This is a genomic window from Gordonia sp. BP-119, from assembly GCF_016924115.1.
In the GTDB taxonomy this organism is placed as follows: domain Bacteria; phylum Actinomycetota; class Actinomycetes; order Mycobacteriales; family Mycobacteriaceae; genus Gordonia; species Gordonia hongkongensis.
Genome location: NZ_JAFFZF010000043.1, coordinates 1 through 24564 on the forward strand (window position 1 = coordinate 1; position 24564 = coordinate 24564).

Below are 24564 nucleotides of genomic sequence, written 5' to 3' on the forward strand. Positions count from 1 at the left end.
CCGGCTCATCGGCATCCTCCACGGCTGCCTCAAACACCGCACCCTCTACAACGAACACACCGCCTGGAACCACCGCGCCAACCTCGCCGCTTGACACCTTGCACCCCTGGGATGTCTTCGTGGCTCGTCGCTAGCGCTCCTCGCACCTCAGGGAGCAGTGGGAGGGGCATCGCTCGCACGCCACAGACCAGCGGTGTGTGGTTCTTTCGGATCAGGGACCAGTGGGGTGTGGTCTTTCGGATCAGGGGGCGCTGAAAGCTCAGTCCTTCTCGGCGGTTCGGCAGTCCCCACAGCGCCCGAAGACCTCGACGGTGTGGTTGATGTCGGTGAAGCCGTGCTGGGTGGCGATCTTCGCGGCCCAGCGTTCGACCGGTTCGGCCTGGACCTCGACGGTGGTGCCGCACTCCCGGCAGACGAGGTGGTGGTGGTGTCCCGACGAGCAGTGGCGGTAGCGGGTCTCACCGGAGCCGTCCCACAGGACATCGATCTGCCCGGCCTGGCTCAGTGCCTGCAGATTGCGGTACACCGTCGTCAGGCCGATGGATTCGCCCCGGGCCTTGAGGATCTCGTGGAGTTCCTGCGCGGAGCAGAAGTCCTCGGTGCCGGCCAGGGCGTCGGCGATCGCAGCGCGTTGGCGCGTCGACCGGATGCCGGTGACCGGCTGCGGCCCCGATGCGACGCCACTCATTCGTTCACCGCCCGGGACGCATCGGACGGCACGGCGCGGCCGTCGGTGGTCTCGTTCGCGTGGATCAGCGCATCGCCGACGATGTGCGCGACGTGGTCGTCGAGGAGTTCGTAGGTGATCTCGCGGCCGTTGCGCTGGCCTCGCACCACACCGGCGTCCTTGAGCACGCGCAGGTGCTGGCTGACCAGTGGCTGACTCAAGCCCAGGTGCCCGACGAGTTCGTGGACGCACTGCACCCGCTCCCGCAGGGACAGCACGATGGCGACGCGAGTGGGGGAGGCGAGGGCGCGCAGGAGGTCGGCGGCGGCTTCCCGCGCCGCGGCATCGGCCGCTTCGATCGGTCCGGGCCCGTCCAACGGTTGCGTCGACATCACGCTCCTCCTCGCCTGGCTCGCGCCACTGATCCGGCCATTCTATCGGAAATGGTTTTCAATCCGTGCCACCGGTGTCGCCGCTGGTCAGCCCTCGTCTGCACGTCGGCGCTCGGCCGGCGGCGGGACCCCGTCCGCACCTGCGGTCGACAACGCGTAGGTCGCGACCGCGGACGCGACCGCAGCCGAGTTGACGGCCAGCAGGTCGGTGTTCAGGTTGTCGAGGGTGTCGCGTGCGGTGTGGTAGTCGGGGTCGAAGGGTTCTCCGGCCCGGCCGCCCCACATCTCCGCCTGCGCTTCGTCCTTCTTTGTTTCCGCGCCGGTGAACACCCCGCCGGAGGGGATGCCCACCGCGATGAACGGGCCGTAATCGGAACGGCCGTCGAAGTCGTCGGGGGCGAGGGGGATGCCGCGATCGGCGTAGAACTTCTCGAAGGTCCGCTCGATGCCCCCGGAGCCGTCCGGGCCGGGGCCGGCTCCCTGACGCTCGGAGTCGTCGCCGTCGTAGGTGAAGTACCCGCCGTTGGGTGAGGCGAGCATGTCGAAGTTCAGGTAGAGGGCCACTGCCGTACGCGCGGCCGGGTCGAGTCCCCGGACGTACTCGGTGGAACCCACGAGCCCGTCCTCCTCCGCGCCCCAGAACGCGAATCGCACGCGGTGCGGGACCCGCGGCGACGACCCGAGTCGCAGAGCCGTCTCGAGCGCGGCCGCGGAGCCGCTGGCGTTGTCGTTCATGCCGGGTCCGTCGGCGACGCTGTCGAGGTGTGCCCCGGCCATGACGACGTCGTCGCCGGTGCCCGTCCGGGTCTCGGCGATCAGGTTTCGCGTGGTGATGCCGGTGGTCTTCGCCTCGACCGCAAGCGCGACCGATCGCGCCGACCGCACCCGATCGGCGTCGTCGCCCGCGATGCCGAGGACCGGGATCCCCGGGCGGTCGTCCGGCCCCAGGGTGGCGCCGGTGAGCGGGCCGGGCTCGTTGTTGGCCATGACGACCCCGACCGCGCCGGCCGACTCGGCGTTCCGTGCCTTGTCGGCGAAGGTGCAGGTACCTCGGGTGATGACGGCGATCGCGCCACGCGTCGTGGCCGGAAAGTCGGTGTTCGCGCATCCGAGGCCGTTGACGGCAACCGGGGCCCCGGTGACCGGGGTGTCGCCGGTTCCGGCCGAATACTCGACGACGCGGGTGGCGACCTTCAGGCCGTCGGCGGTGAGGCTGACCGGACCGGCGTCGAAGCGCTCGTACTCGACGGGCGGCGTCGTCACGTCGAAGCCCGCCGTGCGGAGGAGCCCGGCGACGTAGTCCAGCGAGGCGTCGTACCCGGGTGTGCCGGCCGCGCGGTTGCCGCCGTTGTTGTCGGCGATCTGGGCCAGTGCGCGAACGTGCGCCATCACGTTGTCGAGGGTGACGGCGTCGGCCAGCGCGGCCGGGGTGACCTCGTCGATCGGTGGTTCGGGAGAGGGCGTCGACACCGGTGCCGACGAGGGTCGCTGGGGCTCGGCGGGCTGCTCGGACGAACACCCCACGGCCAGTGCCAGTGTCAGTGCGAGGCCGGTCGAGGCGAGGACAGGCCGACGCCCGCGGGCCGATGGGGGGACGCCGACGCGTCGTCGTATGCGAACGATCACCCTGCCACTCTGGCAGTTCCCGTCCGTGCATGTGGGTCCGACGGGTGCACCGTTGCCGGTGGTTTCGGGAAACGGCACATGTGCTCGGTAGTCTGTACGGGTTGCCGCCCGCATCTGGTGGATGCACGTCGAGCACCGAGCGTCAGCACGACCGTCCCAGCCGAACACCTCAACCCGTGGAGAGCAGTTAACCGTGGCCGCCCAGTCCAATGTGGAATCCGTCGTCAACCTCGCCAAGCGCCGGGGCCTGGTGTACCAGTGCGGTGAGATCTACGGCGGTACCAAATCGGCGTGGGACTACGGCCCGCTCGGCGTCGAACTCAAGGAGAACATCAAGCGGCAGTGGTGGCGCACGATGGTCATCAGCCGCGAGGACGTCGTCGGCCTCGACTCGTCGGTCATCCTGCCGCGTCAGGTGTGGGAGGCCTCGGGCCACGTCGAGGTGTTCACCGACCCGCTGGTCGAGTCGCTGCACACCCACAAGCGCTACCGCGCCGACCATCTCATCGAGGCCTACGAGGCCAAGCACGGGCACCCGCCGGCCAACGGTCTGGCCGACATCAACGACCCGGAGACCGGGCAGCCCGGCAACTGGACCGAGCCCAAGGCGTTCAGCGGTCTGATGAAGACGTTCCTCGGGCCCGTCGACGACGAAGAGGGTCTGCACTACCTGCGTCCCGAGACCGCGCAGGGCATCTTCGTGAACTTCAAGAACGTGATGACCACCGCCCGCAAGAAGCCGCCGTTCGGCATCGCGCAGATCGGCAAGAGCTTCCGCAACGAGATCACGCCGGGCAACTTCATCTTCCGCACCCGCGAGTTCGAGCAGATGGAGATGGAATTCTTCGTCAAGCCGGGCGAGGACGAGGAATGGCACCAGTACTGGATCGACCAGCGCTTCGACTGGTACGTCAACCTGGGCATCGATCCGGAGAACCTGCGGCTCTACGACCACCCGAAGGAGAAGTTGTCGCACTACTCCAAGCGGACCGTGGACGTGGAGTACAAGTTCGGCTTCACCGGCAACCCGTGGGGTGAGCTCGAGGGTGTCGCCAACCGCACCGACTACGACCTGTCCACCCACAGCAAGCACTCGGGTGAGGACCTGTCGTTCTTCGACCAGGCGTCGGGTGAGCGCTACACCCCGTTCGTCATCGAGCCGGCGGCCGGCCTGACCCGCTCGCTGATGGCCTTCCTGTGCGACGCCTACACCGAGGAGGAGGTGCCGAACGCGAAGGGCGGCACCGACACTCGGACGGTGCTGCGGCTCGACCGCCGGCTGGCCCCGATCAAGGTCGCCGTGCTGCCGCTCTCGCGCAACGAGAAGCTCTCGCCGAAAGCCCGCGACCTCGCCGCCGAACTCCGCAAGCACTGGAACGTCGAGTTCGACGACGCACAGGGCATCGGCAAGCGGTACCGCCGGCAGGACGAGATCGGCACGCCGTTCTGCGTGACGGTCGACTTCGACACCCTCGACGACCAGGCCGTCACGGTGCGCGAACGGGACACCATGAGCCAGGAGCGGGTCGCGCTCGACAAGGTCGCCGAGTATCTCGGCGGCAAGCTGCTCGGCGCGTGATCCCGCTCCCGGCCGCGCGGGCCGGGTGTTCACGATTCCGCCTGACCTGCGGATGTCTGTCACAATCGATGACGAGTTGTCGCGTGGAGTAGGGCATGGGGTCCGTCGTGCGCGCGACGAGAGAGTGAGTGGAGTCGTGTCTGTCAGCGGGAAAGTCGTTCATTACGACGCGAATCGGGGATTCGGGTTCTTGGCGCCGGAATCGGGCGGCGCCGATGTGTTCCTCCACATCAACGACATCGACATCGACGAGAACTCGTTGAAACCGGGTGCCAAGGTGTCCTTCGACATCGAGGAGACCGACCGCGGTTCCAAGGCCGTCAACGTCGCGGTGACCGAGGCCGCGCCGGCCGACGACACCGCCGGCGCACGGGCGCACCGCCGCGACGAGCACCACGGCCGCGACCGTGACCGAGGCGACCGGGGCGACCGCGGACGTCACGACGACCGCGGCAGTCGTCGTCCGCGCGGCGGGGGCGGCTCGCTGGATGCCGCCGCGTTCACCGAAGAGCTCACCGAGCTGCTCCTCGACGCCGACGGCGCCCTCACGGCTCGTCAGATCGTGGCGATCAGGCAGCGGGTCACCGACTTCGCCGTCGCCCGGGGCTGGGTGCTTGACTAGCACCCGACAGGGTCCCGAGACGGTCGGGCATGTGCTCCCGACGGTGGCAACCTACGGCGAAGAGGCCGTCGAGCGGTTCGTGCCCGAGGGCGCCAAGGTCGCGAGCCTGCCCGGCACCCGGACCGACCATCGAAGCGACTTCGCGCGGGACCGTGCGCGGGTCCTGCACTCGGCCGCCCTGCGCAGGCTGGCCGACAAGACGCAGGTCGTCGGTCCGCGCGAGGGCGACACGCCCCGTACCCGGCTCACACATTCGCTCGAGGTCGGGCAGATCGGCCGGGGGATCGCCATCGGTCTCGGCGCCGAACCCGACCTTGTCGAACTCGCCGGACTCGCCCACGACATCGGGCATCCGCCCTACGGACACAACGGCGAACGCGCGCTCGACGAGGTGGCGGCGGAGCACGGTGGTTTCGAGGGCAATGCCCAGAACCTGCGCATCCTGACGCGGCTCGAACCCAAGCTGCTCGATGCCGACGGGCGCAGCGCCGGCCTCAACCTCACCCGCGCGTCGCTGGACGCGACCCTGAAGTATCCGTGGACCCGACGCACGCCCGGAGGCAAGTTCGGCGCCTACGACGACGATGCCGCCATGCTGGCGTGGATTCGTCGGGAGGCGCCCGGGACCCGACAGTGCGTCGAGGCCCAGATCATGGACTGGTCCGACGACGTGGCGTACTCCGTGCACGACCTCGAGGACGGCGTCATCGGTGGCCGAATCGACCTGCGGACCCTCGGCGATCCGCAGGACCAACGCGCGCTCGCCGACATCGGCGCCAAGGAATTCCCGGGTCTCGACCCTGAGGCCCTCGTCGACGCCGCCGCCCGCCTGCACCGCATGGACATCGTGCGGTCGGTGGGTGTCTTCGACGGCACGCTCGACTCCTACGTCGCGCTCAAGAGGTTGACCAGTGAGTTCATCGGCCGCTTCGCGTCGGCCGCGATCACCGGCACCCGCGAGGTGGTCGGCGACCGGCCGGTCTCGCGCTACGACGCCGACCTCGAGGTGCCGGAACTCATCGCCGCCGAGGTGTCGATGCTCAAGACCCTGGCACTGCGTTTCATCTTCTCCAACGAGCGGCACAAGGCGACGCAGCGTCGTCAGCGGGAACGCATCCACCGGGTCGCGAACTGGTTCGCCGAGGCGGCGCCCGGGGGCCTGGACCCGATCTTCGTGCCGTGGTGGAACGCCGCGTCCGACGATGCCGCCCGGATGCGGGTCATCGTCGACCAGATCGCGTCCATGACCGAAGGCCGGCTCGAGCGCACCGACAAGCACAATTCGGGGGCCCAGGCGCATCTGGGGTAGGCCGGGCGTGGTCGACGAAGCACCCGGCCGGGCGGCCTCACCGGCGTCACTACACTGGTCGCGTGGCAGGCCGAATTCCCGATCGCGACATCACGGCGATCCGTGAGCAGACGAGGATCGAGGACATCGTCGGCGACTACGTCGCCCTCCGGCGCGCCGGTGCCGACAGCCTCAAGGGTCTGTGCCCCTTCCACGACGAGAAGTCGCCGTCGTTCCACGTCCGTCCCAATCACGGCCACTTCCACTGCTTCGGCTGCGGCGAGGGCGGCGACGTCTACAGCTTCTTGCAGAAGCAGGAGCACATCAGCTTCGTCGAGGCGGTCGAGCAGCTCGCCGATCGGATCGGCTACCAGATCAACTACGAGGGCGGCGGTACCGCCATCAAGCGGGACCGCGGCACCCGCGCGCGATTGGTGGCCGCCAACGCCGCCGCGGCCAAGTTCTACGCGGCCGCGCTGCAGTCACCCGAGGCGCAGCCGGCGCGCGACTACCTCAAGGAACGCGACTTCGACGCGGTGGCGGCCGTCCAATTCGGTTGCGGTTACGCACCTGCCGGCTGGGACACGATGACCAAGGCGCTGCTGTCGCAGGGCTTCGAGTTCAGCGAACTAGAGGCCGCCGGCCTGTCCAAACAAGGACGCAAGGGGCCGATCGACCGCTTCCATCGCCGTCTCCTGTGGCCGATCCGCAACCTCGGCGGGGACATCATCGGCTTCGGCGCCCGCAAACTGTTCGACGACGACAACCTCGGCAAGTACATGAACACGCCGGAAACCATGCTGTACAAGAAGTCTCAGGTGCTGTTCGGTCTCGATCACGCGAAGAAGAGCATCGCCAAGGGACATCAGGTGGTGGTCGTCGAGGGCTACACCGACGTCATGGCGATGCATCTGGCCGGCGTCACCACCGCGGTCGCCTCGTGTGGGACCGCCTTCGGTGAGGACCACCTCGCCCTCATCCGGCGGCTGATGATGGACGACTCGTACTTCCGCGGCGAGGTGATCTACACGTTCGACGGGGACGATGCCGGAAAAGCAGCCGCGCTCAAGGCCTTCGAGGGCGAACAGTCCATCTCGGGGCAGACGTTCGTGGCGATCGCGCCCGACGGCATGGACCCCTGCGAACTCCGGCAGGAGAAGGGCGACGCCGCCGTCCGCGACCTGGTCGCGCGTCGGGTGCCGATGTTCGAGTTCGCGATCAAGGCCCTCCTCGCCGGCCACGACCTCGACACCGCCGAGGGCCGCGTCCACGCGTTGCGCGACACCGTCCCGGTGGTCGCCCGGATCAAGGACATCGCGCTGCGTGACGAGTACGCCCGCCAGCTGGCGGGTTGGGTCGGTTGGGAGGAGGTCTCCCAGGTTCTCGGCAGAGTCCGCGAAGAAGGCGCGAGAATCCGAAAGGCGCAGGGCGTCAGTAACTCCGGCAGTCGGGGGAGCGGTCGCGGTGCTCGTAATCGGCCGGAGGCGGAGGCCGCGCCGACGTCCGCCCGCCCCCAGCCCAACGACCCGCGCCTGTGGCCGCAGCGGGAAGCACTGAAGGCGGCGCTGCAGTATCCGGCGATCGCCGGCACGGTCTTCGACTCGCTGCCCGTCGAGTGCTTCAACGAGCCGGCCTACGCCATCATCCGGCAGGCGATGACCGGCCTCGGGGGCACGTCGGCCGGGCTGGGTGGCGCGGCCTGGGTCGACGCCGTGCGCAATGCCGTCGACGACCCCGTCATCGACCCGCTGGTGACCGAGCTGGCGGTCGAGTCGATGCCGGTCGACGAGGACAACATCGCGCGCTACATCACGAGCGTGCTCGCCCGGCTGCAAGAGGTGTGGGTCGGTTCCCAGATCGCCGACATCAAGTCGCGTCTGCGCCGGATGGCACCCAGCGACGACCCGGACGGGTACAACGCGGTCTTCGGCGATCTCGTCGCCCTCGAGGCCTACCGTCGGAGCCTGCTGGAACAGGCGGTCGACCCCATCGTCGACGCGGGCTGAGTCCTGCCGGTCGCGCCGGCGCTGTGGGTTGAGCCGAGTCGAAGCCCCCGCCGGGCCGATGAGTTCGCGTGGTGGCGCCGGTCTATCTGTCGACACCGCTACGAAGGGCACTGATCATGGCGACCACCATCTATTCGGCGACCGCATCGCTCGACGGGTACATCGCGGGCCCCGGCGGGGACATGTCGTGGCTGACCCGGTTCTTCGACGTCCCCGCCGAGGGACAGAACCGGGCAGCCGACGACGCGGCCGACCGGTTGATGCGTGGTACCGGCGCGGTGTTGGTCGGCAACCGGTCGTTCCGCGGCGATGACCCCAACAAGGGCACCGACCGCGAGGGTGCGTTCGGCGGCGAATACGACGGTCCCGCCGTCGTTCTCACACACAACCCGCCGGCGGACCCCGTCGACGGCTTCACGTTCGTCTCGGATCTGCACGAGGCGGTCGACCTCGCCGCCCGGACGGCCGGCGATGGTTACGTCACCGTCATCGGCGCCGACGTCGCGCGACAGATGATCGATCACGGGCTGCTCGACGAGGTGCTCGTGTTCTTCGTCCCGGTGTTCCTGGGGGCGGGCATCCGGCTGTTCGACCGTCCCGAGGGCGGAGAGGTCAGACTCACGCCCATTCCCGGTGAGACCGAGTACTGGTGTCGCGTCGAACGATGAGCCCGGTGGCGGCGGCCGGCGACGAACTTCAGCTGAACAGTCGACGACGGTTTGCCTCCCACACTGGGAGACGACCGGTCGCTGCCTAGCGTGGGAGCGTGGACGCGAATGACGAGCGCCGGCAGGTCACCGAGGTTCAGCACCGCCTGATCGGGATGTACGGCGACAGAAAACCCGAGGAAGTGGCCGATGCGGTCGAAGCCGCGTACCGACACTTCGACGGCACCGACGTGCGCGACTTCGTGCCGCTGCTGGTCGAGCGCCGCGCCAACGAGACACTCAGTGGCTCTGCGGTGATGGCCGACTCGACCGATGTGCCACCCACAGTGGGTGAGTGAGCGCTGCGGGCCCGGCCGGGGGATTGTTTGCTCTCGCTCTGTGCTACAACGCTTTTCGTGCGTGGGGCGGGCGGGGCTCGAACCCGCGACCTACGGATTATGAGTCCGCGGCTCTAACCGACTGAGCTACCGCCCCGTGGGCCCGAGAGCCCGCTGCTGGACATTACCGCACGGGCGACGGTCATATGAATGCGGACCGGCACGACTGCCGAAGACGAGAAAACCCGTCACCTGCCGACGCGGGTGACGGGCCTCTTGCTCCCCCAACTGGACTCGAACCAGTAACCGTTCGATTAACAGTCGAATGCTCTGCCAATTGAGCTATGGGGGACTGCCTCGGACCTGCTCGGCGCTCGTGGAGCGCGTCATCAGGACCGAGGACAGACTTTAGCGCATGGTCATGTCGGACGACAAAACGGGCGGTCAGCCGCATGCGGCGGCCAGGCCGCCCGCTGCGCTACTCCCGGGGGTAGTCCTCGGGGTCGATCTCGACCTCGGTGGCCTGTTCGGCGGCGTCGGCGTCGTCGGCTTCGAACGGCACGCTGGGGTTGACACCTTCAGCGGGGTCGGGCGCTGCCGTCTGGGCCTGCTCGAGTGCATCGGCCTCGTTGGCCTCGACCGGCAGGTCGGCTTCCGGTGACGTCATCGGGACGCTCCTCTCGTCGTCGAACTCCTACGTCTCCACGTGTACCCGACGAGAGCGGTTTCAGTCGCCGCCGCGTCGCTCGTCGTAGTCGGCCTGGGCGTCGCGGACGGCCGGCATGTTGTCTTGCACGAGTTCGATCAGGCCGCTCAACTGGTCGGCGACCTGCCTGCCGAGCGGAGTGAGGTGGTACTCGACCTTCGGCGGGATGGCTTCGAGGACGGTGCGCACGATCATGCCGTCGCGTTCGAGGCTCTGGAGGGTCTGCGAGAGCATCCGTTCGCTCACGCCGTCGACGCGTCGCCGCAGCGCGCTGAATCGATAGTTGCTCTCTCCCAGAGCGATCAGCACGAGGCTGCCCCACCGTCCGGTGACTGTCTGCAGTGTCGTCCGGGACGAGCAGTCCCGGGCGAAGACGTCCGCCTCGAGGGACTGGTCGCTCATCTCGGTCATGTGCTCAACGGTAGCCGAATCTACGAGACCTTGCTAACAGTTCGTGTTGCACTTACGAAAAGTAAGTGCATACTGGGAGTCGTCCAACCGACAGAGATGAGGAATCAGATGACCACAGCAGTGACCGGCGCGACGGGGCAGCTCGGCGGACTCGTGATCGACGAACTACTCGCCCGGGGCATTGCCGCCCCCGACGTGGTGGCGATCGTCCGCGACGAGTCGAAGGCCTCGAATCTTGTGTCGCAAGGCGTTTCGGTCCGTGTCGCCGACTACGACGATCCGGCATCACTTGTCGACGCCCTCGCCGGCGTCGACAAGTTGCTGCTGGTCTCGGGTTCGGCGGTCGGGCAGCGTGTTGCCCAGCACACCAACGTGATCGAGGCGGCGGAGGCCAACTCCGTCGAACTGATCGCCTACACCAGCCTGCTGCACGCCGACACGAGCGGTCTGGGTCTGGCTCCCGAGCACGTCGCCACCGAAGCCCGGCTGAACGAGTCGTCGGTGCCCGCCGTGATCCTGCGCAACGGCTGGTATTGGGAGAACTACCTGGCCGCCATCCCGCAGGCGGCGTCGACCGGAACACTCCTGGGTGCCGCGGGTGAGGGGAGACTCGCTGCCGCCGCTCGCGCCGACTACGCGGCTGCGGCCGCAGCGGTCCTCACCGCCGACACCGACCAGGTCGGCAAGGTCTACGAGTTGGGTGGCGACGAGCGGCTGACCTACGGCGAATTCGCCCAAGCGATCGGTGAGGTGTCCGGGTCGAGCGTCGAATACCGCGACCTCTCCGAAGCCGACTACCAGGCCGCTCTCGTCAGCGCGGGTCTGCCCGAACCGGTCGCCGCGATGCTGGCCGGCGCGGATGCCGGGATCAGCCGCGGTGAGCTCGACACCACTTCCGGCGATCTCCGATCGCTCATCGGCCGGTCGTCGACCCCCGTCGCGGAGGTCATCGCGCAGGCGCTCGCCTGACCCGGCGTCGCACGATCGGCGTCCGGCGTGCTCCGCGCCGAGTCGCATCGATGAGTTTGGCTGCGACACCGAGTCTGTCCACATAGATTGCTCGTGCCGGCCGACAAGGAAGCGGAACCATGCCACAGCTACTCAGAGTCCAGAACTTCTCGATCTCACAAGATGGGGTCGGGGCGGGGGAGAACCAGACGTTCGAGCGTCCCTTCGGTGATCGCGTCGAACCGTGGGAACTGATGTCGTGGGCGGGCGCCACCGCGAGCTGGCCCAACCGGACCGACCCGGGTGGCACCCGCGGCCTCGACGACTATTTCACCCGCGACTTCGCTCATAACATCGGTGCGGAGATCATGGGCCGCAACAAGTTCGGTTATCAGCGCGGACCGTGGACCGACCATGAGTGGCAGGGCTGGTGGGGTGATGAGCCGCCGTTCCACACTCCCGTCTTCGTACTGACGCACCATGTGCGGCCGTCGTTCACGCTGAGTGACACCACGTTTCACTTCTTGGACGCGACCCCGGCCGAGGCCGCCGAGCAGGCGAAGGCCGCGGCGGACGGCAAGGACGTACGTATCGGCGGCGGCGTGAGCACCGTCCGGGAGTTCCTCGACGCCGACCTCATCGACACCCTCCACATCGCCGTCGCACCCGTCACGATCGGCGCCGGACTCAAACTCTGGGAGTCACCCGAGGAGCTCGAGGGCCGGTATCACCACGAATCCGTCCCGAGCACCAGTGGCGTGACGCACCATTTGTTCTGGCGCAAGTAGCGGAATGGCGGTGGAATGAGACCGGGAACTCGCGTAGTTGTAGGGACCATGACGGAACTCGCCGGCAAGGCCACTACTCTGCTCGAACTCCACCAGCCGGGAAACCCGGTCATCCTGCCCACGGTGTGGGACGCCTGGTCGGCGAACCTGGCGATCTCCGCCGGGTTCACCGCGCTCACCGTCGGCAGTCACCCGGTGTCGGACTCGATCGGCAAGCCCGACAACGAAGGAATCACGTTCGAGGAACTGACCACTCGCATCCGGCAGATCACCGCGGCGGTCGACGTCCCGATCTCCGTCGACATCGAGTCCGGCTACGGGGAGGACCCGAAGACACTCATCGAGGGCCTGATCGCCGCTGGTGCCGTCGGTCTGAACATCGAGGACACCGTGCACAGCGAGGGCGGACGCCTTCGCGAGGCACAGGAGCACGCCGATTTCGTGGGTGCGCTCCGGGCGGCGGCCGACGCCACCGATGTCCATGTGGTGATCAACGCGCGCACCGACCTGTTCGTCAAGCAGGTCGGCGACGAATCCGACCGCCTCGACCGGGCGATCGAGCGAATGAAGCTGGCTGCCGATGCCGGCGCAGACGTGCTGTACCCGGTCGGTTTCCACGACGACGCCGCGCAGAAGCGGCTCACCAGCGAACTGCCGTTGCCGGTCAACGCGATCGGCCATCCGACCAAGAACACCAAAGCGGCACTGGCCGAACTCGGTGTCGCACGGGTCAGTTTCGGACCGATCTTCCAGATGGTGCTCGCCGAACGCGCCGCCGAGGTTCTCGAACCCTGGAAGTAGTCACACCGCTCTCCTCCGGGTCGTCGAACCCGGAGGAGAATGTCGGTGGTCCGGACTACCGTCGGGTCATGGCACTGACGAAACCAGAACGAGAAGCGTTCCTGTCCGAACCCCATGTCGCGGCGCTGTCGGTCGAAGCCGAGCCCGGCCGGGCGCCGCTCACGGTCCCGGTGTGGTACCAGTACGAGCCGGGCGGTCGCCCCTGGCTGCTCACCGGAACCGAATCGCGCAAGTTGCAGCTCATCCGAACCGCCGGGCGGTTCACGCTCATGGTCGACGAGGTGTCGCCGCGGCTGATGTACGTGGCCGTGTCGGGGGATGCGGTCGACATGGTGCCGGGCACCCGCGGCGACCTGCAGGAGATGGCGGCGCGCTACCTCCCGCCCCAGGCCGTCGACCCCTACGTGGAGATGGCCGAGAAAGACCACGGTCCCCAGACCAAGCTGTTCCTCGAACCGAAACAGTGGGTGTCCCTGGACCTCGGTGCGCTCTGACCGACGGGCCGTGATCCGGCAGCGAGACGAACCCGTCGGGAACGTCTCGCTACATTGAACGCATGCCGAAGTCGCGTTCCACGTCCGACCAGCCCGAACAGTCCGTAGACGCGGAGTCTCACCAGGAGACATCGCCGACGGGCGAGCAGGTCACCCCGCTCGACGGCAACGAGTTCCTGCAGGCCAATCGCAGCAACCGCGACAAGTACCGCGCCGAGGCCGAGGCGAAGGCGGCGAAAGCAGCCCGCAAGGCCGAGCGCCGACGCCCGGCTGACGAGCCCACGGGCGCCGACGAGCCGGCCGATACGGACGACGCCGACGGGTCCGACGACGCCACGACCGAGGTCGCGGACCCACGCCCTGGCTCGGACCGCACCCCCCGCAAGCTCGATCCCGCCACGGCGCGTCGGAGTGGTTCCCGCCGGTGGACCGGTTGGACTTCGAAGGTCGGCAGCCGACCGTGGGCGGTGATCGCGCTGATCGTGGCGGTCGTCGTCCTCGCGGCGTCGACGGCGGTGCTCGCCGTGGCTTACGTGGATGCCGATGAACGCGCCGAGTCGAGCGCGTCGGCCGGTACGACGACGTCCCTCCTCGAGACCGCCCGGCGGTACGCGGCCGAGATCTCGACCTACAACTCAGCCGACTACGCAGACCTCGACCGACGCATCCGGGAGATCTCCACGCCGGCGTTCACCCAGACCTACATCGAGTCCTCGCAGGACGCCCGCCGCGGATCCGCCGAGGCCGAATCGGTGTCCACGGCGACGGCCGACAATGCGGGCCTCATGTCCGTCGACGACGGCAAGGCCGTTGTGTTGGTCACCCTGGACCAGACCCTGAAATCGCCGCAGACCGCCCAGGAGTTCCCGGAGGGATTCCCGTACCAGTCGCGGGTGAAAGTCACCCTCGTGGAGCAGGACGGTCGCTGGCTGATGGACGACTTCGCGGTGCTGTGAGGCCTCGGCTCCCTGATCCCAAAGAAGCGAGTCCTATCGCTCCCTGAGGAGCGCCCGGAGCTTGCGGAGAGCGCGACCAATCACCGCCTTCCTAATCCGAAGAACGACATGACCATTGCCCCCTGAGGTGCGAGGAGCGTTAGCGACGAGCCACGAAGGGCCTGGTGAGACACGTTACGAAGCCCTTCGTGGCTCGCTTCGCTCGCACCTCAGGGAGCAGTGGCACAGCACGTCTCTCGGGTTCTGCAGTTCTTTCGGATCAGGGAGCGAGGTTCGGCGTGCTTGCCGGTCATCAGATAGTCAGCCGTGCAACAGAATCCGCATCGCCAGTGCGTCGATCCGGTCGGGGGAGGGCGGTAGGGACTGACGCGACAGGTCGGTGACCACGTTCAGGGAAGCGTGTACGAGGAACCGCGCCTGCGAGAGCGACAGCTCGTCGCGGACGCGGGTGAGCCAGGTGGCGAACTCGTCCACGGTGATCCGCTGCTGGTTGCGTAGTTCCTCGCGTGCCTGTGGAGTCGTGTGCCCGATCTCGGTCTCGTAGATCGCGATGAGATCGGTTGCGCTGGATGATAACCGGATGTACGAGGCGACCATCGCGGCGATCGCCTCGCGGGGCGTGGTCGACGCCGCCAGCGCGTCGGAGATGGCCGACGTGACCCGGTCGGTCGCGCGCCAGAACGAGGCCTCGAGAATGGCGACCTTGCTGGGGAAGTGGCGGTACACGCCTGATGCCGGCAGGTCGGCCGCGTGTGCGATGTCCTCGATCGTCACGTCCCGGAACCCGCGGGCGGCGAACAGCTCGATCGCTTCGGTCAGGATGACCTCGCGCTTGGCGGCCGGGGCGAGTCCGGTCACCGACGGCGGCTCGGGGTCGGTCGGCTCTGGCAGCTCGACTTCGAGCAGGCCGATCGCGGCGGCCGACATCAACGCCGTCGCCTCGCGGGCCGGCAACGAGGCGCGATGCGTTGTCGGACTCGCCGCGACGCTGATCATTGCGGCGGCAACGAGATTGGCGTCGAGATCGGTCAGCGACGGGCGCAGCCGGCGGGCGGCGGCACGCACACGACGATGCTGGTGGACGACGACATCGCGGACGATCGCGGCGTCGGCGGGCTCGAGGTAGCGCGACTCCCACCGGTACAGCCCACCGCGGCGGCGATTGTCGAACGAGGTGGCGGTGATCGCCTCGAGGAGTGCGGGCAACTCCTCGGGCGACCCCTCCGGGACGGTGTCGAGAACGTCGCGCAGGCCGGTCGCGAGGTCGGCGGTGGTCTCGGCGAACAGTGCGTACTTGTTCGGGAAATGCCGGTACAGCGCCGGGGTGGAGATGCCGACGGCGTCGGCGATGTCCTCGAGCCGCACCGCGTGGTACCCGCCGTCGCTGAAGGCCTTCGCCGCGGCGTCGACGATCATGCGTCGCCGGTCGGCGGGACGACGACGCCGGGCGCCGGTGTCCGGGCGCGACGTCTGCGGACGTGCGGTCATGACGACAGAGCCTATCCGGAGACCACGTTCTCGTGACAGATTTCGGCATCGACCGGCAAAACTGCAGGAGAGCCCGGCTTGCGAGTCTGATAAGTTAACCGAGATTCTCGTGATCTGCGTCGCATTGTGGTAGTAATCTAGGCGATGGCACAGATGCGGGGGGCTGTGTCTACCGAGAAGCCGGCCTGGAGTGGGGAGAGCAGTGAGCGAAGAGATCACGCGCGGCGGAGTCATCACATCGGTGGACGACTCCGGGATCGGGCGCCTGACGATTTCTCGTCCGGAACGGATGAACGCCCTCGACGGCGGGGCCCATCAGGCGATCGAGGACACGTTGGCGGAGTTGTCGACTCGCGACGACGTCCGCGTGATCGTGCTCGACGGCGCGGGCGGCAGTTTCAGTGCGGGCGCCGATGTCCGGGGCTTCGCCGAACAGTCGACCGCGGGCGGCGCCTCCGGGTTCACTCCGACGCAGGCGCGTCAGATCATCTCCGGAGGTTCTGATCTCATCCGGGCCGTGCGTTCGGTCCCGGTCCCGGTGATCGCCTCGGTCGACGGTGCGGCCGCCGGGATCGGTGCGTCGCTCGCACTCGGTGCCGACCTCATCTACACGACGGCCAGGTCGTATTTCCTGCTCGCGTTCGTCAACATCGGTCTGATGCCCGACGGCGCGGCCTCGATGTCGTTCGCCACGGCCGTCGGCCGCGTGCGAGCCAACGAGCTGGCGCTGCTCGGTGAGAAGCTGCGTGCCGCAGAGGCTCTCGACGCCGGACTCGTCAACGGCGTCGTCGAGGACCGTGCCGCGCTCGACGAGGTGGTCGGCAAGGTCGCCCGCAAGCTCGCCGGCAAGAGCGCCGCGGCGCTCCGGCTCACGAAGGCCGCGCTCGACGCGCACACGATGTCCGGTTTCGAGGCCGCGATCGAACGAGAACTCGACGGCCAGACCGAACTGCTTCAGTCCCCGGAGTTCCAGGCGGCCATCACCGCGTTCGCCGGCGCCTCCAAGTGAGCACTGCGACACGTCGGAATCGCTGTACCACAACCGTTCCCGACCCCATCACCACCAGAGAGACAACGAGGAGACCGATCGTATGACCGCGACCGTCGACACCTTCAGCGACCTGGCCACCGAGCCGCTGCGTTCGCGCCGCAACCACTGGAACAACCAGATCCGCCGCCACGCCTTCATGACCCCGGACAAGGCGGCGCTGAAGTTCCTGGGCAACGTCACCACCTGGAAGGAACTCGACGAGCGCAGCCGCGCCTTCGCGGCCGCGCTGAGCCGCCGCGGCGTGCAGTTCGGCGATCGTGTGCTGATCGTCCTGCTCAACCGCTCGGAGTACGTCGAAGCGGTTCTGGGCGCGAACCTGATCGGGGCCATCCCCGTGCCGGTGAACATCCGGATGAGCCCGGCCGAGGTCGCGTTCCTCGTCAACGACAGCGGCGCGAAGGTGATCGTCACCGAGACCCTGCTCGCCCCGCTGGCCGACGCCGCGGCCGCCTCCACCGGAGCGATCGAGCGCACCATCGTGGTCGGCGGTTCGGACAAGGACAACCACCTCGACTACGAGGCGCTCGTCGCCGAGGATTCGTCGGATCTCGAGGAGATCGACGTTCCCGAGGAGACCGTCGCGCTGATCATGTACACCTCGGGCACGACCGGAAAGCCCAAGGGCGCCATGCTCACTCACACGAACATGCAGGCGCAGGCGGTCACCTGTCTGCAGGCCCTGCAGACCCGTTCCGACGACATCGGCTCGTGTGTTGCCCCGATGTTCCACATCGCCGGCCTCGGCGCCATGGCGCCCCTGTTCTACATGGGCGCCCTCTCGGTGATCCATCCGCTCGGCGCGTTCGACCCCGACGACATGCTGGACACCATCGAGCGCGAGGGCACCACCTCGATCTTCCTGGTGCCCGCACAGTGGCAGGCCGTCTGTGCCGCGCAGCAGGCCAAGCCGCGTGATCTCAAGCTACGTGTGATCAGCTGGGGTGCGGCCCCGGCGTCGGACACCGTCCTGAACGCGATGAACGAGACCTTCCCGGAGGCGCTCAACGTCGCCGTCTTCGGACAGAGCGAGATGTCGCCGATCACCTGCGTACTCGAGGGCAAGGACGCCCTGCGCAAGATCGGCTCCATCGGCAAGGTCGTCCCGGCCGTGACCGCGCGCATCGTCGACCCCGAGGGCAACGACGTCGCGCAGGGTGAGGTCGGCGAGATGGTCTACCGCGGCCCGAACATGATGAAGGGGTACTGGCAGAACGAGCAGGGCACCGCCGACGCCTTCGCCGGCGGCTGGTTCCACTCCGGTGACCTGGTCCGTGCCGATGAGGAGGGCTTCCTCTACGTCGTCGACCGCGCCAAGGACATGATCATCTCCGGTGGCGAGAACATCTACTGCGCCGAGGTCGAGAACGTCCTCTTCGGTCATCCGAGCATCACCGAGGCGGCGATCATCGGTCGCGCACACGAGAAGTGGGGTGAGGTGCCGGTCGCAGTGGTCGTGCTCGCCGAAGGCGTCGAGGACCTGACGCTCGCCGACCTCGAGCCGTACCTCAACGAGAACCTCGCGCGGTTCAAGCATCCGAAGGACATCGTCATCGTCGACGAGTTGCCGCGCAACGCCGGTGGCAAGGTCGTCAAGCCGACCCTGCGCCAGAGCTACGGCAGCAAGGACGCCGGCCTGGCCGACTGACGCCGTCGTATCCACTGTCGTCGGACGCCTCGGCGACGTCGACACCCTCCGACCTGGGCGCGAGCACTCGCGTCCAGGTCGTCGTGGTCTCATCAGTCCAGACCACCGCCGGCGTCGACGCGGCCAAGAAACGCGCACTAGAACACGTTCCAATTTTGTGGTTGAGTGACTACTGTCACGTCATGGCGGCAACCGTCGGAGTGAGTAGATCCTCCCGGTGCGAGACGTCGCCGGGTTCGAACGGAGGAGTTCAGTGAAGACAAAGGGTGCATTGCTGCGGGAGCACAACAAGCCGTGGGCGATCGAGGACATCGAGATCGGCGATCCCAAGGCCCACGAGATCAAGATCAAGATGGAAGCCGCCGGCATGTGCCACTCCGATCATCACCTGATGACCGGTGGCATCCCGATGGCCGGGTTCCCGATCCTCGGTGGTCACGAGGGTGCGGGCGTCGTGGCCGAGGTCGGTGAGGGAGTCACCGACTTCGAGGTCGGCGACCACGTCGTGCTGTCGTTCATCCCGTCGTGCGGCAAGTGTCCGTCGTGTCAGTCGGGAATGGCCAACCTGTGCGACTTCGGCGCCATGCTGCTGCAGGGTGAGGCGGTGTCGGACAACACCTTCCGGATCCAGACCGCCGCCGGCGAGAACGTCTACCCGATGACGCTGCTGGGCACCTTCGCGCCGTACATGGTCGTGCACGAGGCCTCGGCGGTGAAGATCGACAAGGACATCCCGTTCGAGGTCGCGGCGCTCTGCGGCTGTGGCATCCCCACCGGTTACGGCTCGTCGACCCGCAGCGGCGACGTACGACCGGGGGAGGACGTCGCGATCGTGGGTGTCGGCGGCGTGGGTACCGCGGCCCTACAGGGCGCGGTCATCTCCGGCGCCCGCAACCTGTTCGCCATCGACCCGGTGGAGTGGAAGCGGGAGCAGGCGCTCAAGTTCGGGGCCACCGCGGCCTTCGCCACGGTCGAAGAGGCGGCCATGGCGATCGCGGAGACCACTCACGGCGGCATGTGCCAGAAGGTGATCGTCACGGTCGGCGAGGTCCACGGCAAGGACGTCGACCTGTGGATGGGTATCACCGCCAAGGGTGGCACCTGCGTCCTGACCGGTATGGGCAACATGCTCGAGAGCGATGTCAACCTCAATCTCGCCATGCTGACCCTGCTCCAGAAGAATCTGCAGGGTTCGATCTTCGGCGGTGCCAACCCGAAGCTCGACATCCCACAGCTGCTGTCGATGTACAAGATCGGCAAGCTCAACATCGCCGACATGATCACCCGGCAGTACCGTCTGGACCAGATCAATGAGGGCTACCAGGACATGTTGGACGGCAAGAACATCCGCGGAGTCATCCGCTACACCGAAGAGGACTGGTGAGCACCCGGGTAACGTGACCCGATGTGTCTGTCCTTGATTCTCTGACGGAATGGCCCGTCGACCACGTGTCGGCGGCGATCATCACCCGCGACGGGGTCGCCGACCAGTTCGGCGACCCCGCTCGCGTCTACGAGCTCGCCTCGGTCACGAAGCCGCTGGTGGCCTACGCGGTGCTCGTCGCCGTCGAGGAGGGAGCCGTCGAGCTGGACGACCCGGCCGGGCCGTCGGGGTCGACCCTTGCCCACCTGCTTTCGCACGCGTCCGGCCTGGCCTACGACACCCGCGAGGTCGAGGCCCCGCCGGGGGAGCGGCGGATCTACTCGAGCGCGGGCTTCGAGGTGGCCTCCGAGGTCGTGGCCGAGGCGACCGGTATCGAGTTCGGCCGCTATCTCTCCGAAGCCGTGTGCGCGCCGCTGGAGATGTCGTCGACGACGCTCTACGGGCCGGCCGGGCATGCCGCCCGCTCGAGCGTGGCGGATTTGGCGGCCTTTGCCCGCGAGTTGCTGGATCCGCGCCTGCTGGCGCCGGAGACCTTCGGGACGCTGACGTCGGTGCGGTTCCCCGGACTCGACGGATTCGTCCCCGGGTACGGCAAGCACCGTCCCAACGACTGGGGGATCGGCTTCGAGATCAGGTCCGAGAAGTCGCCGCACTGGACCGGGACGAGGAACTCCCCGCGGACGTTCGGGCACTTCGGTCAGGCCGGGACGTTTCTCTGGGTGGATCCGGCGCTCGACGCGGCCTGCGTCGTGCTGACGGATCGGCTCTTCGGACCATGGGCGAAGCCGCTGTGGAGCGAGTTCAACGATCGTGTCGTTGATGAACTCTCGTCACAGAACTGAATTTTTCTCGCAGGAGAAACTAGCGCAACACGTGCATCATGGGGCACAATTGACCCTACGAATGTGATATCCGCTGTCGCGAGGTGTGTTGGGGAAGACGTTCCTCGTCGACAACGGAGGTGAACAAGGTGCGCAATCTGAATCAGTTTGCGGACATGACAACAGGAGTGGTCTACATCCACTCGGCGCCGGTGGCGCTGTGCCCGCATGTGGAGTGGGCTCTGTCGTCGACCCTGAATGCGCGCGCCAACCTGAAATGGTCGGCACAGGATGCCGAACCCGGCATGCAGCGTGCCACTGTCGACTGGGCGGGTCCGGTCGGTACCGCGGCTCGTCTGGTGACGGCGCTGCGGGAGTGGTCGGCGCTGCGTTTCGAGGTGACCGAGAACCCCAGCGAGGGTGTCGACGGTGAACGGTTCTGCTACGTCCCGGGACTCGGCCTCTGGCGCGGCTCCACGAGCGCCAACGGCGACGTCATCATCGGCGAGAACCAGTTGCGTTCGATGATCGAATCGCAGCCCGACAGCGCCGGTCTCGCCGGTGAACTCGAAGGCGCGCTCGGAACCGCGTGGGACAACGCGCTCGAGCAGTACCGCATGGGCGGTGCCGGCGCCGAGGTCACCTGGTTGCAGCAGCGGGTGGGTTAGCAGGGGGACGAACTACAACGAGACGTGCCCCGGTCCTCGTGGACCGGGGCACTTTCGTCGTCTGTGCGATGCGTCAGAGCGGGATGTTCTTGTGGCGACCGCGGCGCGCGGGTGCCGCGGCGAGCGCCTCGGCGATGATGCTGCGAGTGTGCGCCGGGTCGATGATCTCGTCGACCACGCCGATGGACTGTGCGCGGCCGACACCGCCGGCGATCGCCTCGTGCTCGGCGGCGAGACGGTCGTGCAGGGCCTCACGCTCGTCGTCGGGCGCTGCGGCGAGAGCTTTCTTGTGCAGGATGCCCACCGCGGACTTCGCGCCCATCACGGCGACCTCGGAGCCCGGCCAGGCGAACACCGCGGTGGCGCCGAGCGCACGCGAGTTCATCGCGATGTAGGCGCCGCCGTAGATCTTCCGGGTCACCAGCGTGACCCGGGGGACCGAGGCCTCGGCGAACGCGTGCAAGAGCTTCGCGCCGCGGCGGACGACGCCGTTCCACTCCTGGCCGACGCCGGGCAAGTAACCCGGCACATCGGTGATGACGATGAGCGGGATGCCGAAGGCATCGCAGAGGCGGACGAAACGCGATGCCTTCTCCGCGCTCTCGGAGTTGAGGCAGCCGCCCATCCGCAGCGGGTTGTTCGCGATGATCCCCACGCTGCGTCCGGACAACCGGCCGAAGCCGACGACGATGTTCGGTGCCCATTTGGCTTGCAGCTCTTCGAAACTCGAGATCTGGGTCTCGCCGTCGGCCGCGACACCGGAGTCGAGCAACTGCTCGACGACCGGGTGGACGTCGTAGGCGCGCCGATTCGACTCCGGCAGCAGGGCCTTGAGGTCGGTGTCGCCGGCCCGCGCGTGTTCGCGGTCGAAATGTCCCTGCTGGGTGAACGTCGACACCAGACGCCGTGCGCGCCACAGCGCGTCGGGCTCGGAGTCGGCGACGATGTGACAGACACCGGACTTCTTGCCGTGGGTGGTCGGGCCGCCCAGCGACTCCATGTCCACTTCTTCGCCGGTGACGCTCTTGACGACGTCCGGGCCGGTCACGAAGACCCGGCCGGCCGGCGCCATGATCACGACGTCGGTGAGCGCCGGGCCGTAGGCGGCGCCGCCGGCGGCGAAGCCGACGACCACCGAGATCTGCGGGATGTAGCCCGAGGCACGCACCATCGCCTCGAAGACCTGACCCACCGCGTGCAACGCCTCGACACCCTCGGCGAGGCGGGCGCCACCCGAGTGCCAGATGCCGATGACCGGCGCCTGTTCGGTGATGGCGGTGTCGATGGCGTTGACGATGTGCGCACACCCCACGACACCCATGGCGCCGCCCATGACGGTGCCGTCGGTGCAGTAGGAGACCGTACGGACCCCGTGCACCAGTCCGACGGCGGCCTGGACGCCCGACTTGTCGCGCGGATGGAGCAGCGACATCGTGCCTTCGTCGAAGAAGTTGGTCAGCCGCAACAGCGGGTCGCGGGGATCGGCGGCTTCTTCGCGGCCGGCAACGGGAGCCAAGGTCGTCATCGATGTCTCCTGGGTGTCGGGGGGTGTGGCGGTGATGCTCAGTAGCGACCGAAGGCGAGCGCCACGTTGTGCCCACCGAAACCGAACGAGTTGTTGATCGCGTAATCGATCTGCCCGTACCGGGGTTCACCGTGCACGACGTCGATGTCGCATTCCGGGTCCAGGTTCTCGAGGTTGAGGGTCGGCGGGATGACGCCTTCCTCGACGCTCTTGATCGTCAGGACCGACTCGAGCGCCCCGACCGCACCGATGGAGTGTCCGAGCGCGGACTTCGGCGCGTACACCGCAGCGTGCTGTCCGATGGCGGCGAGGATGCCGGCGGCCTCGGCGGTGTCGCCGATGGGGGTCGACGTCGCGTGCGCGTTGATGTGGGTGATGTCGGAGCGCTGCAGACCAGCGGTCTGCAGGGCCCGCGTCATGGCCCGCGCGTTGCCCTGACCACTCGGGTCGGGGGCGACGAGGTGGAATCCGTCGGAGGTGATGCCGGTACCGAGCAGGCGGGCGTGGATATGTGCACCGCGTGCGCGGGCGTGTTCCTCGCGTTCGAGGATCAGCATCGCCGAACCCTCGCCGAACACGAAACCGTCGCGATCTTTGTCGAACGGTCGCGACGCCGCTGCGGGGTCCTCGTTACGGGTGCTCATCGCCCGCATCATCGAGAACGCGGCGATCGGCACCGCGTCGATGTGACCCTCGACGCCGCCGGTGACGACCATGTCGGCGTCACCCATGACGATGTGCCGCCAGGCGTGCGCGATGGCCTCGGCGCCCGACGAACAGGCCGAGACGGGGGTGATCACGCCGGCGCGTGCGCCGACGTTGAGTCCCGCGACGGCCGCCGGTCCGTTCGGCATCGCCATCGAGACGGCGAGCGGGGACACCTTGCGGTAGTTGCCGGTGCCCTCCATGGCCTGGACTGCGTCGACCATCGCGTCGGCGCCACCCTGACCGGTGCCGATGACGACCGCGAGGCGGTCCTTGTCGACGTCGGGTTCGCCGGCCTGCGCCCAGAGGCGCTTGCTCATCACGTGGGAGATGCGCTCGACGTAGGCCATCCGCCGGGATTCGATGCGCGTGACCTCCTCGGCGGGATCCTGGAGGAGACGACCACCGATGCGCACCGGGAGGTTGTACTTGGTGATGAAGTCGTCGGTCAGCTCACGGATGCCCGATTCGCCGGCCAGCAGGTTCTTCCAGGTCGAGTCGAGATCCCCACCCAACGAGGTGGTGGCCACCATGGAGGTGACCACCACACTCGGGAAGTTCCCACCCAGCGTGGAGTACTCGCGGAGGGAAGAGGGGGTCATCAGGCCTCGTCTGCCTCGACCTGCGCCTTGATGGCAGCTGCGGCCTCGGGGTTCTCGCTCTCGAGCTTCTGGATGTAGGCGACCGCGTCGCCGACCGTGCGCAGGCCGGCCAGATCCTCGTCGGGGATCTTGACGCCGTACTTGTCCTCGGTCTGGACCGCGATCTCGACCATGGACAGCGAGTCGATGTCGAGGTCGTCGACGAACGACTTCTCGAGGGTCACCTCGGACGGCTCGATGCCGGTGACTTCCTCGATGATCTCGGCGATGCCGGCAATGAGTTGTTCCTGGGTGGCAGCCACTGTGTGGTTCCCTTTCGTCTTCCTACGTGGATGTGAGATTTCCGGAGCGCAGCACGGACGGAGAAGTCCGCGCGCTTGGACACGCCGACATCGAAGCCGACGTT

At 67.7% G+C, this 24564-nt stretch carries 25 protein-coding genes and 2 tRNA genes; 16 read left to right on the forward strand and 11 right to left on the reverse strand.

Annotation, left to right across the window (positions count from 1 at the left end):
* Window positions 1-259: 259 nt before the first annotated feature.
* The 3 genes from JW364_RS19915 to JW364_RS19925 form a co-directional block, all read right to left on the reverse strand.
* Window positions 260-688 carry a Fur family transcriptional regulator gene (locus JW364_RS19915; RefSeq protein ID WP_068970367.1) on the reverse strand — a complete coding sequence of 143 codons (429 nt, stop codon included), beginning with the start codon at window positions 686-688 and terminating at the stop codon, window positions 260-262.
* Window positions 685-1059, reverse strand: coding sequence for a helix-turn-helix transcriptional regulator (locus JW364_RS19920; protein ID WP_065631461.1), 375 nt, complete (start codon window positions 1057-1059; stop codon window positions 685-687). The genes JW364_RS19915 and JW364_RS19920 overlap by 4 nt, the downstream gene beginning before the upstream one ends.
* A gap of 87 nt (window positions 1060-1146) precedes the next feature.
* Window positions 1147-2685 carry a M28 family peptidase gene (locus JW364_RS19925; protein WP_068970368.1) on the reverse strand — a complete coding sequence of 513 codons (1539 nt, stop codon included), beginning with the start codon at window positions 2683-2685 and terminating at the stop codon, window positions 1147-1149.
* Window positions 2686-2878: 193 nt separating this feature from the next.
* Between JW364_RS19925 and JW364_RS19930 the strand changes: the two genes are divergently transcribed.
* The 6 genes from JW364_RS19930 (at window position 2879) to JW364_RS19955 (ending at window position 9186) form a co-directional block, all read left to right on the forward strand.
* Window positions 2879-4264, forward strand: coding sequence for a glycine--tRNA ligase (locus tag JW364_RS19930; RefSeq protein ID WP_004023004.1), 1386 nt, complete (start codon window positions 2879-2881; stop codon window positions 4262-4264).
* A gap of 136 nt (window positions 4265-4400) precedes the next feature.
* On the forward strand, window positions 4401-4886 hold the full coding sequence (locus JW364_RS19935; protein WP_058252071.1) for a cold-shock protein: 486 nt from the start codon (window positions 4401-4403) through the stop codon (window positions 4884-4886).
* Entirely contained in the window at window positions 4879-6195 is a 1317-nt protein-coding gene (locus tag JW364_RS19940) for a deoxyguanosinetriphosphate triphosphohydrolase (RefSeq protein WP_165629865.1), read from the forward strand. The genes JW364_RS19935 and JW364_RS19940 overlap by 8 nt, the downstream gene beginning before the upstream one ends.
* A 62-nt stretch (window positions 6196-6257) precedes the next feature.
* Window positions 6258-8180, forward strand: a complete 1923-nt coding sequence (gene dnaG, locus JW364_RS19945) for a DNA primase (RefSeq protein ID WP_068970369.1) — start codon at window positions 6258-6260, stop codon at window positions 8178-8180.
* Window positions 8181-8296: 116 nt separating this feature from the next.
* Window positions 8297-8848: a dihydrofolate reductase family protein gene (locus JW364_RS19950; RefSeq protein ID WP_068970370.1), complete on the forward strand. Its 552-nt coding sequence runs from the start codon at window positions 8297-8299 to the stop codon at window positions 8846-8848.
* Between the two features lie 98 nt (window positions 8849-8946).
* Window positions 8947-9186 carry a three-helix bundle dimerization domain-containing protein gene (locus JW364_RS19955; protein WP_058252068.1) on the forward strand — a complete coding sequence of 80 codons (240 nt, stop codon included), beginning with the start codon at window positions 8947-8949 and terminating at the stop codon, window positions 9184-9186.
* Window positions 9187-9248: 62 nt separating this feature from the next.
* Here JW364_RS19955 and JW364_RS19960 read toward each other — a convergent pair.
* From JW364_RS19960 to JW364_RS19975, 4 genes are all read right to left on the reverse strand, one after another.
* Window positions 9249-9322: transfer RNA gene (locus JW364_RS19960), tRNA-Ile, on the reverse strand.
* Window positions 9323-9444: 122 nt separating this feature from the next.
* Window positions 9445-9517 (reverse strand) — tRNA-Asn (locus JW364_RS19965).
* 126 nt (window positions 9518-9643) lie between these two features.
* Complete coding sequence (locus JW364_RS19970; protein WP_058252067.1) at window positions 9644-9832, reverse strand: hypothetical protein; 189 nt, start codon at window positions 9830-9832, stop codon at window positions 9644-9646.
* 60 nt (window positions 9833-9892) lie between these two features.
* Window positions 9893-10282 (reverse strand): helix-turn-helix domain-containing protein, encoded by a 390-nt coding sequence (locus tag JW364_RS19975; protein ID WP_068971883.1) that lies wholly within the window; start codon window positions 10280-10282, stop codon window positions 9893-9895.
* A 108-nt stretch (window positions 10283-10390) separates the two neighbouring features.
* On the opposite strand from JW364_RS19975, the gene JW364_RS19980 reads away from it, so the two are divergent.
* From JW364_RS19980 to JW364_RS20000, 5 genes are all read left to right on the forward strand, one after another.
* Complete coding sequence (locus tag JW364_RS19980) at window positions 10391-11251, forward strand: SDR family oxidoreductase (RefSeq protein ID WP_165629866.1); 861 nt, start codon at window positions 10391-10393, stop codon at window positions 11249-11251.
* 119 nt (window positions 11252-11370) lie between these two features.
* Window positions 11371-12018 carry a dihydrofolate reductase family protein gene (locus JW364_RS19985; RefSeq protein WP_058252064.1) on the forward strand — a complete coding sequence of 216 codons (648 nt, stop codon included), beginning with the start codon at window positions 11371-11373 and terminating at the stop codon, window positions 12016-12018.
* 48 nt (window positions 12019-12066) lie between these two features.
* Complete coding sequence (locus JW364_RS19990; RefSeq protein WP_068971884.1) at window positions 12067-12819, forward strand: isocitrate lyase/phosphoenolpyruvate mutase family protein; 753 nt, start codon at window positions 12067-12069, stop codon at window positions 12817-12819.
* A gap of 68 nt (window positions 12820-12887) precedes the next feature.
* Window positions 12888-13313 carry a pyridoxamine 5'-phosphate oxidase family protein gene (locus JW364_RS19995; RefSeq protein ID WP_068971885.1) on the forward strand — a complete coding sequence of 142 codons (426 nt, stop codon included), beginning with the start codon at window positions 12888-12890 and terminating at the stop codon, window positions 13311-13313.
* A gap of 62 nt (window positions 13314-13375) precedes the next feature.
* Complete coding sequence (locus tag JW364_RS20000) at window positions 13376-14269, forward strand: hypothetical protein (protein ID WP_068971886.1); 894 nt, start codon at window positions 13376-13378, stop codon at window positions 14267-14269.
* Window positions 14270-14569: 300 nt separating this feature from the next.
* Here the strand turns inward: JW364_RS20000 and JW364_RS20005 are convergent, their stop codons facing one another.
* Entirely contained in the window at window positions 14570-15757 is a 1188-nt protein-coding gene (locus tag JW364_RS20005; RefSeq protein WP_068971887.1) for a TetR/AcrR family transcriptional regulator, read from the reverse strand.
* A gap of 202 nt (window positions 15758-15959) precedes the next feature.
* Here JW364_RS20005 and JW364_RS20010 point away from each other — a divergent pair, with 202 nt between their 5' ends.
* The 5 genes from JW364_RS20010 (at window position 15960) to JW364_RS20030 (ending at window position 21326) form a co-directional block, all read left to right on the forward strand.
* Window positions 15960-16766 (forward strand): enoyl-CoA hydratase-related protein, encoded by an 807-nt coding sequence (locus JW364_RS20010; RefSeq protein ID WP_205333892.1) that lies wholly within the window; start codon window positions 15960-15962, stop codon window positions 16764-16766.
* 82 nt (window positions 16767-16848) lie between these two features.
* Complete coding sequence (fadD5, locus tag JW364_RS20015) at window positions 16849-18453, forward strand: fatty-acid--CoA ligase FadD5 (protein WP_068971888.1); 1605 nt, start codon at window positions 16849-16851, stop codon at window positions 18451-18453.
* A 253-nt stretch (window positions 18454-18706) separates the two neighbouring features.
* Window positions 18707-19837, forward strand: coding sequence for an NDMA-dependent alcohol dehydrogenase (locus tag JW364_RS20020; protein WP_065630090.1), 1131 nt, complete (start codon window positions 18707-18709; stop codon window positions 19835-19837).
* A 23-nt stretch (window positions 19838-19860) separates the two neighbouring features.
* Complete coding sequence (locus tag JW364_RS20025) at window positions 19861-20679, forward strand: serine hydrolase (RefSeq protein WP_068971889.1); 819 nt, start codon at window positions 19861-19863, stop codon at window positions 20677-20679.
* 128 nt (window positions 20680-20807) lie between these two features.
* Window positions 20808-21326, forward strand: a complete 519-nt coding sequence (locus tag JW364_RS20030) for a DUF3145 domain-containing protein (RefSeq protein WP_010841193.1) — start codon at window positions 20808-20810, stop codon at window positions 21324-21326.
* A 73-nt stretch (window positions 21327-21399) separates the two neighbouring features.
* Here JW364_RS20030 and JW364_RS20035 read toward each other — a convergent pair whose 3' ends face one another.
* From JW364_RS20035 to acpM, 3 genes are read right to left on the reverse strand one after another with little or no spacing between them, the layout of a single operon-like run.
* Window positions 21400-22851 (reverse strand): acyl-CoA carboxylase subunit beta, encoded by a 1452-nt coding sequence (locus JW364_RS20035; protein ID WP_137810265.1) that lies wholly within the window; start codon window positions 22849-22851, stop codon window positions 21400-21402.
* 38 nt (window positions 22852-22889) lie between these two features.
* Window positions 22890-24158: a KasA/KasB family beta-ketoacyl-ACP synthase gene (locus tag JW364_RS20040; RefSeq protein WP_065630088.1), complete on the reverse strand. Its 1269-nt coding sequence runs from the start codon at window positions 24156-24158 to the stop codon at window positions 22890-22892.
* The gene (gene acpM, locus JW364_RS20045) at window positions 24158-24460 is read right to left on the reverse strand and encodes a meromycolate extension acyl carrier protein AcpM (protein WP_058252053.1); all 303 of its coding nucleotides are present in this window, start codon (window positions 24458-24460) and stop codon (window positions 24158-24160) included. The genes JW364_RS20040 and acpM overlap by 1 nt, the downstream gene beginning before the upstream one ends.
* Window positions 24461-24564 lie beyond the last annotated feature (104 nt).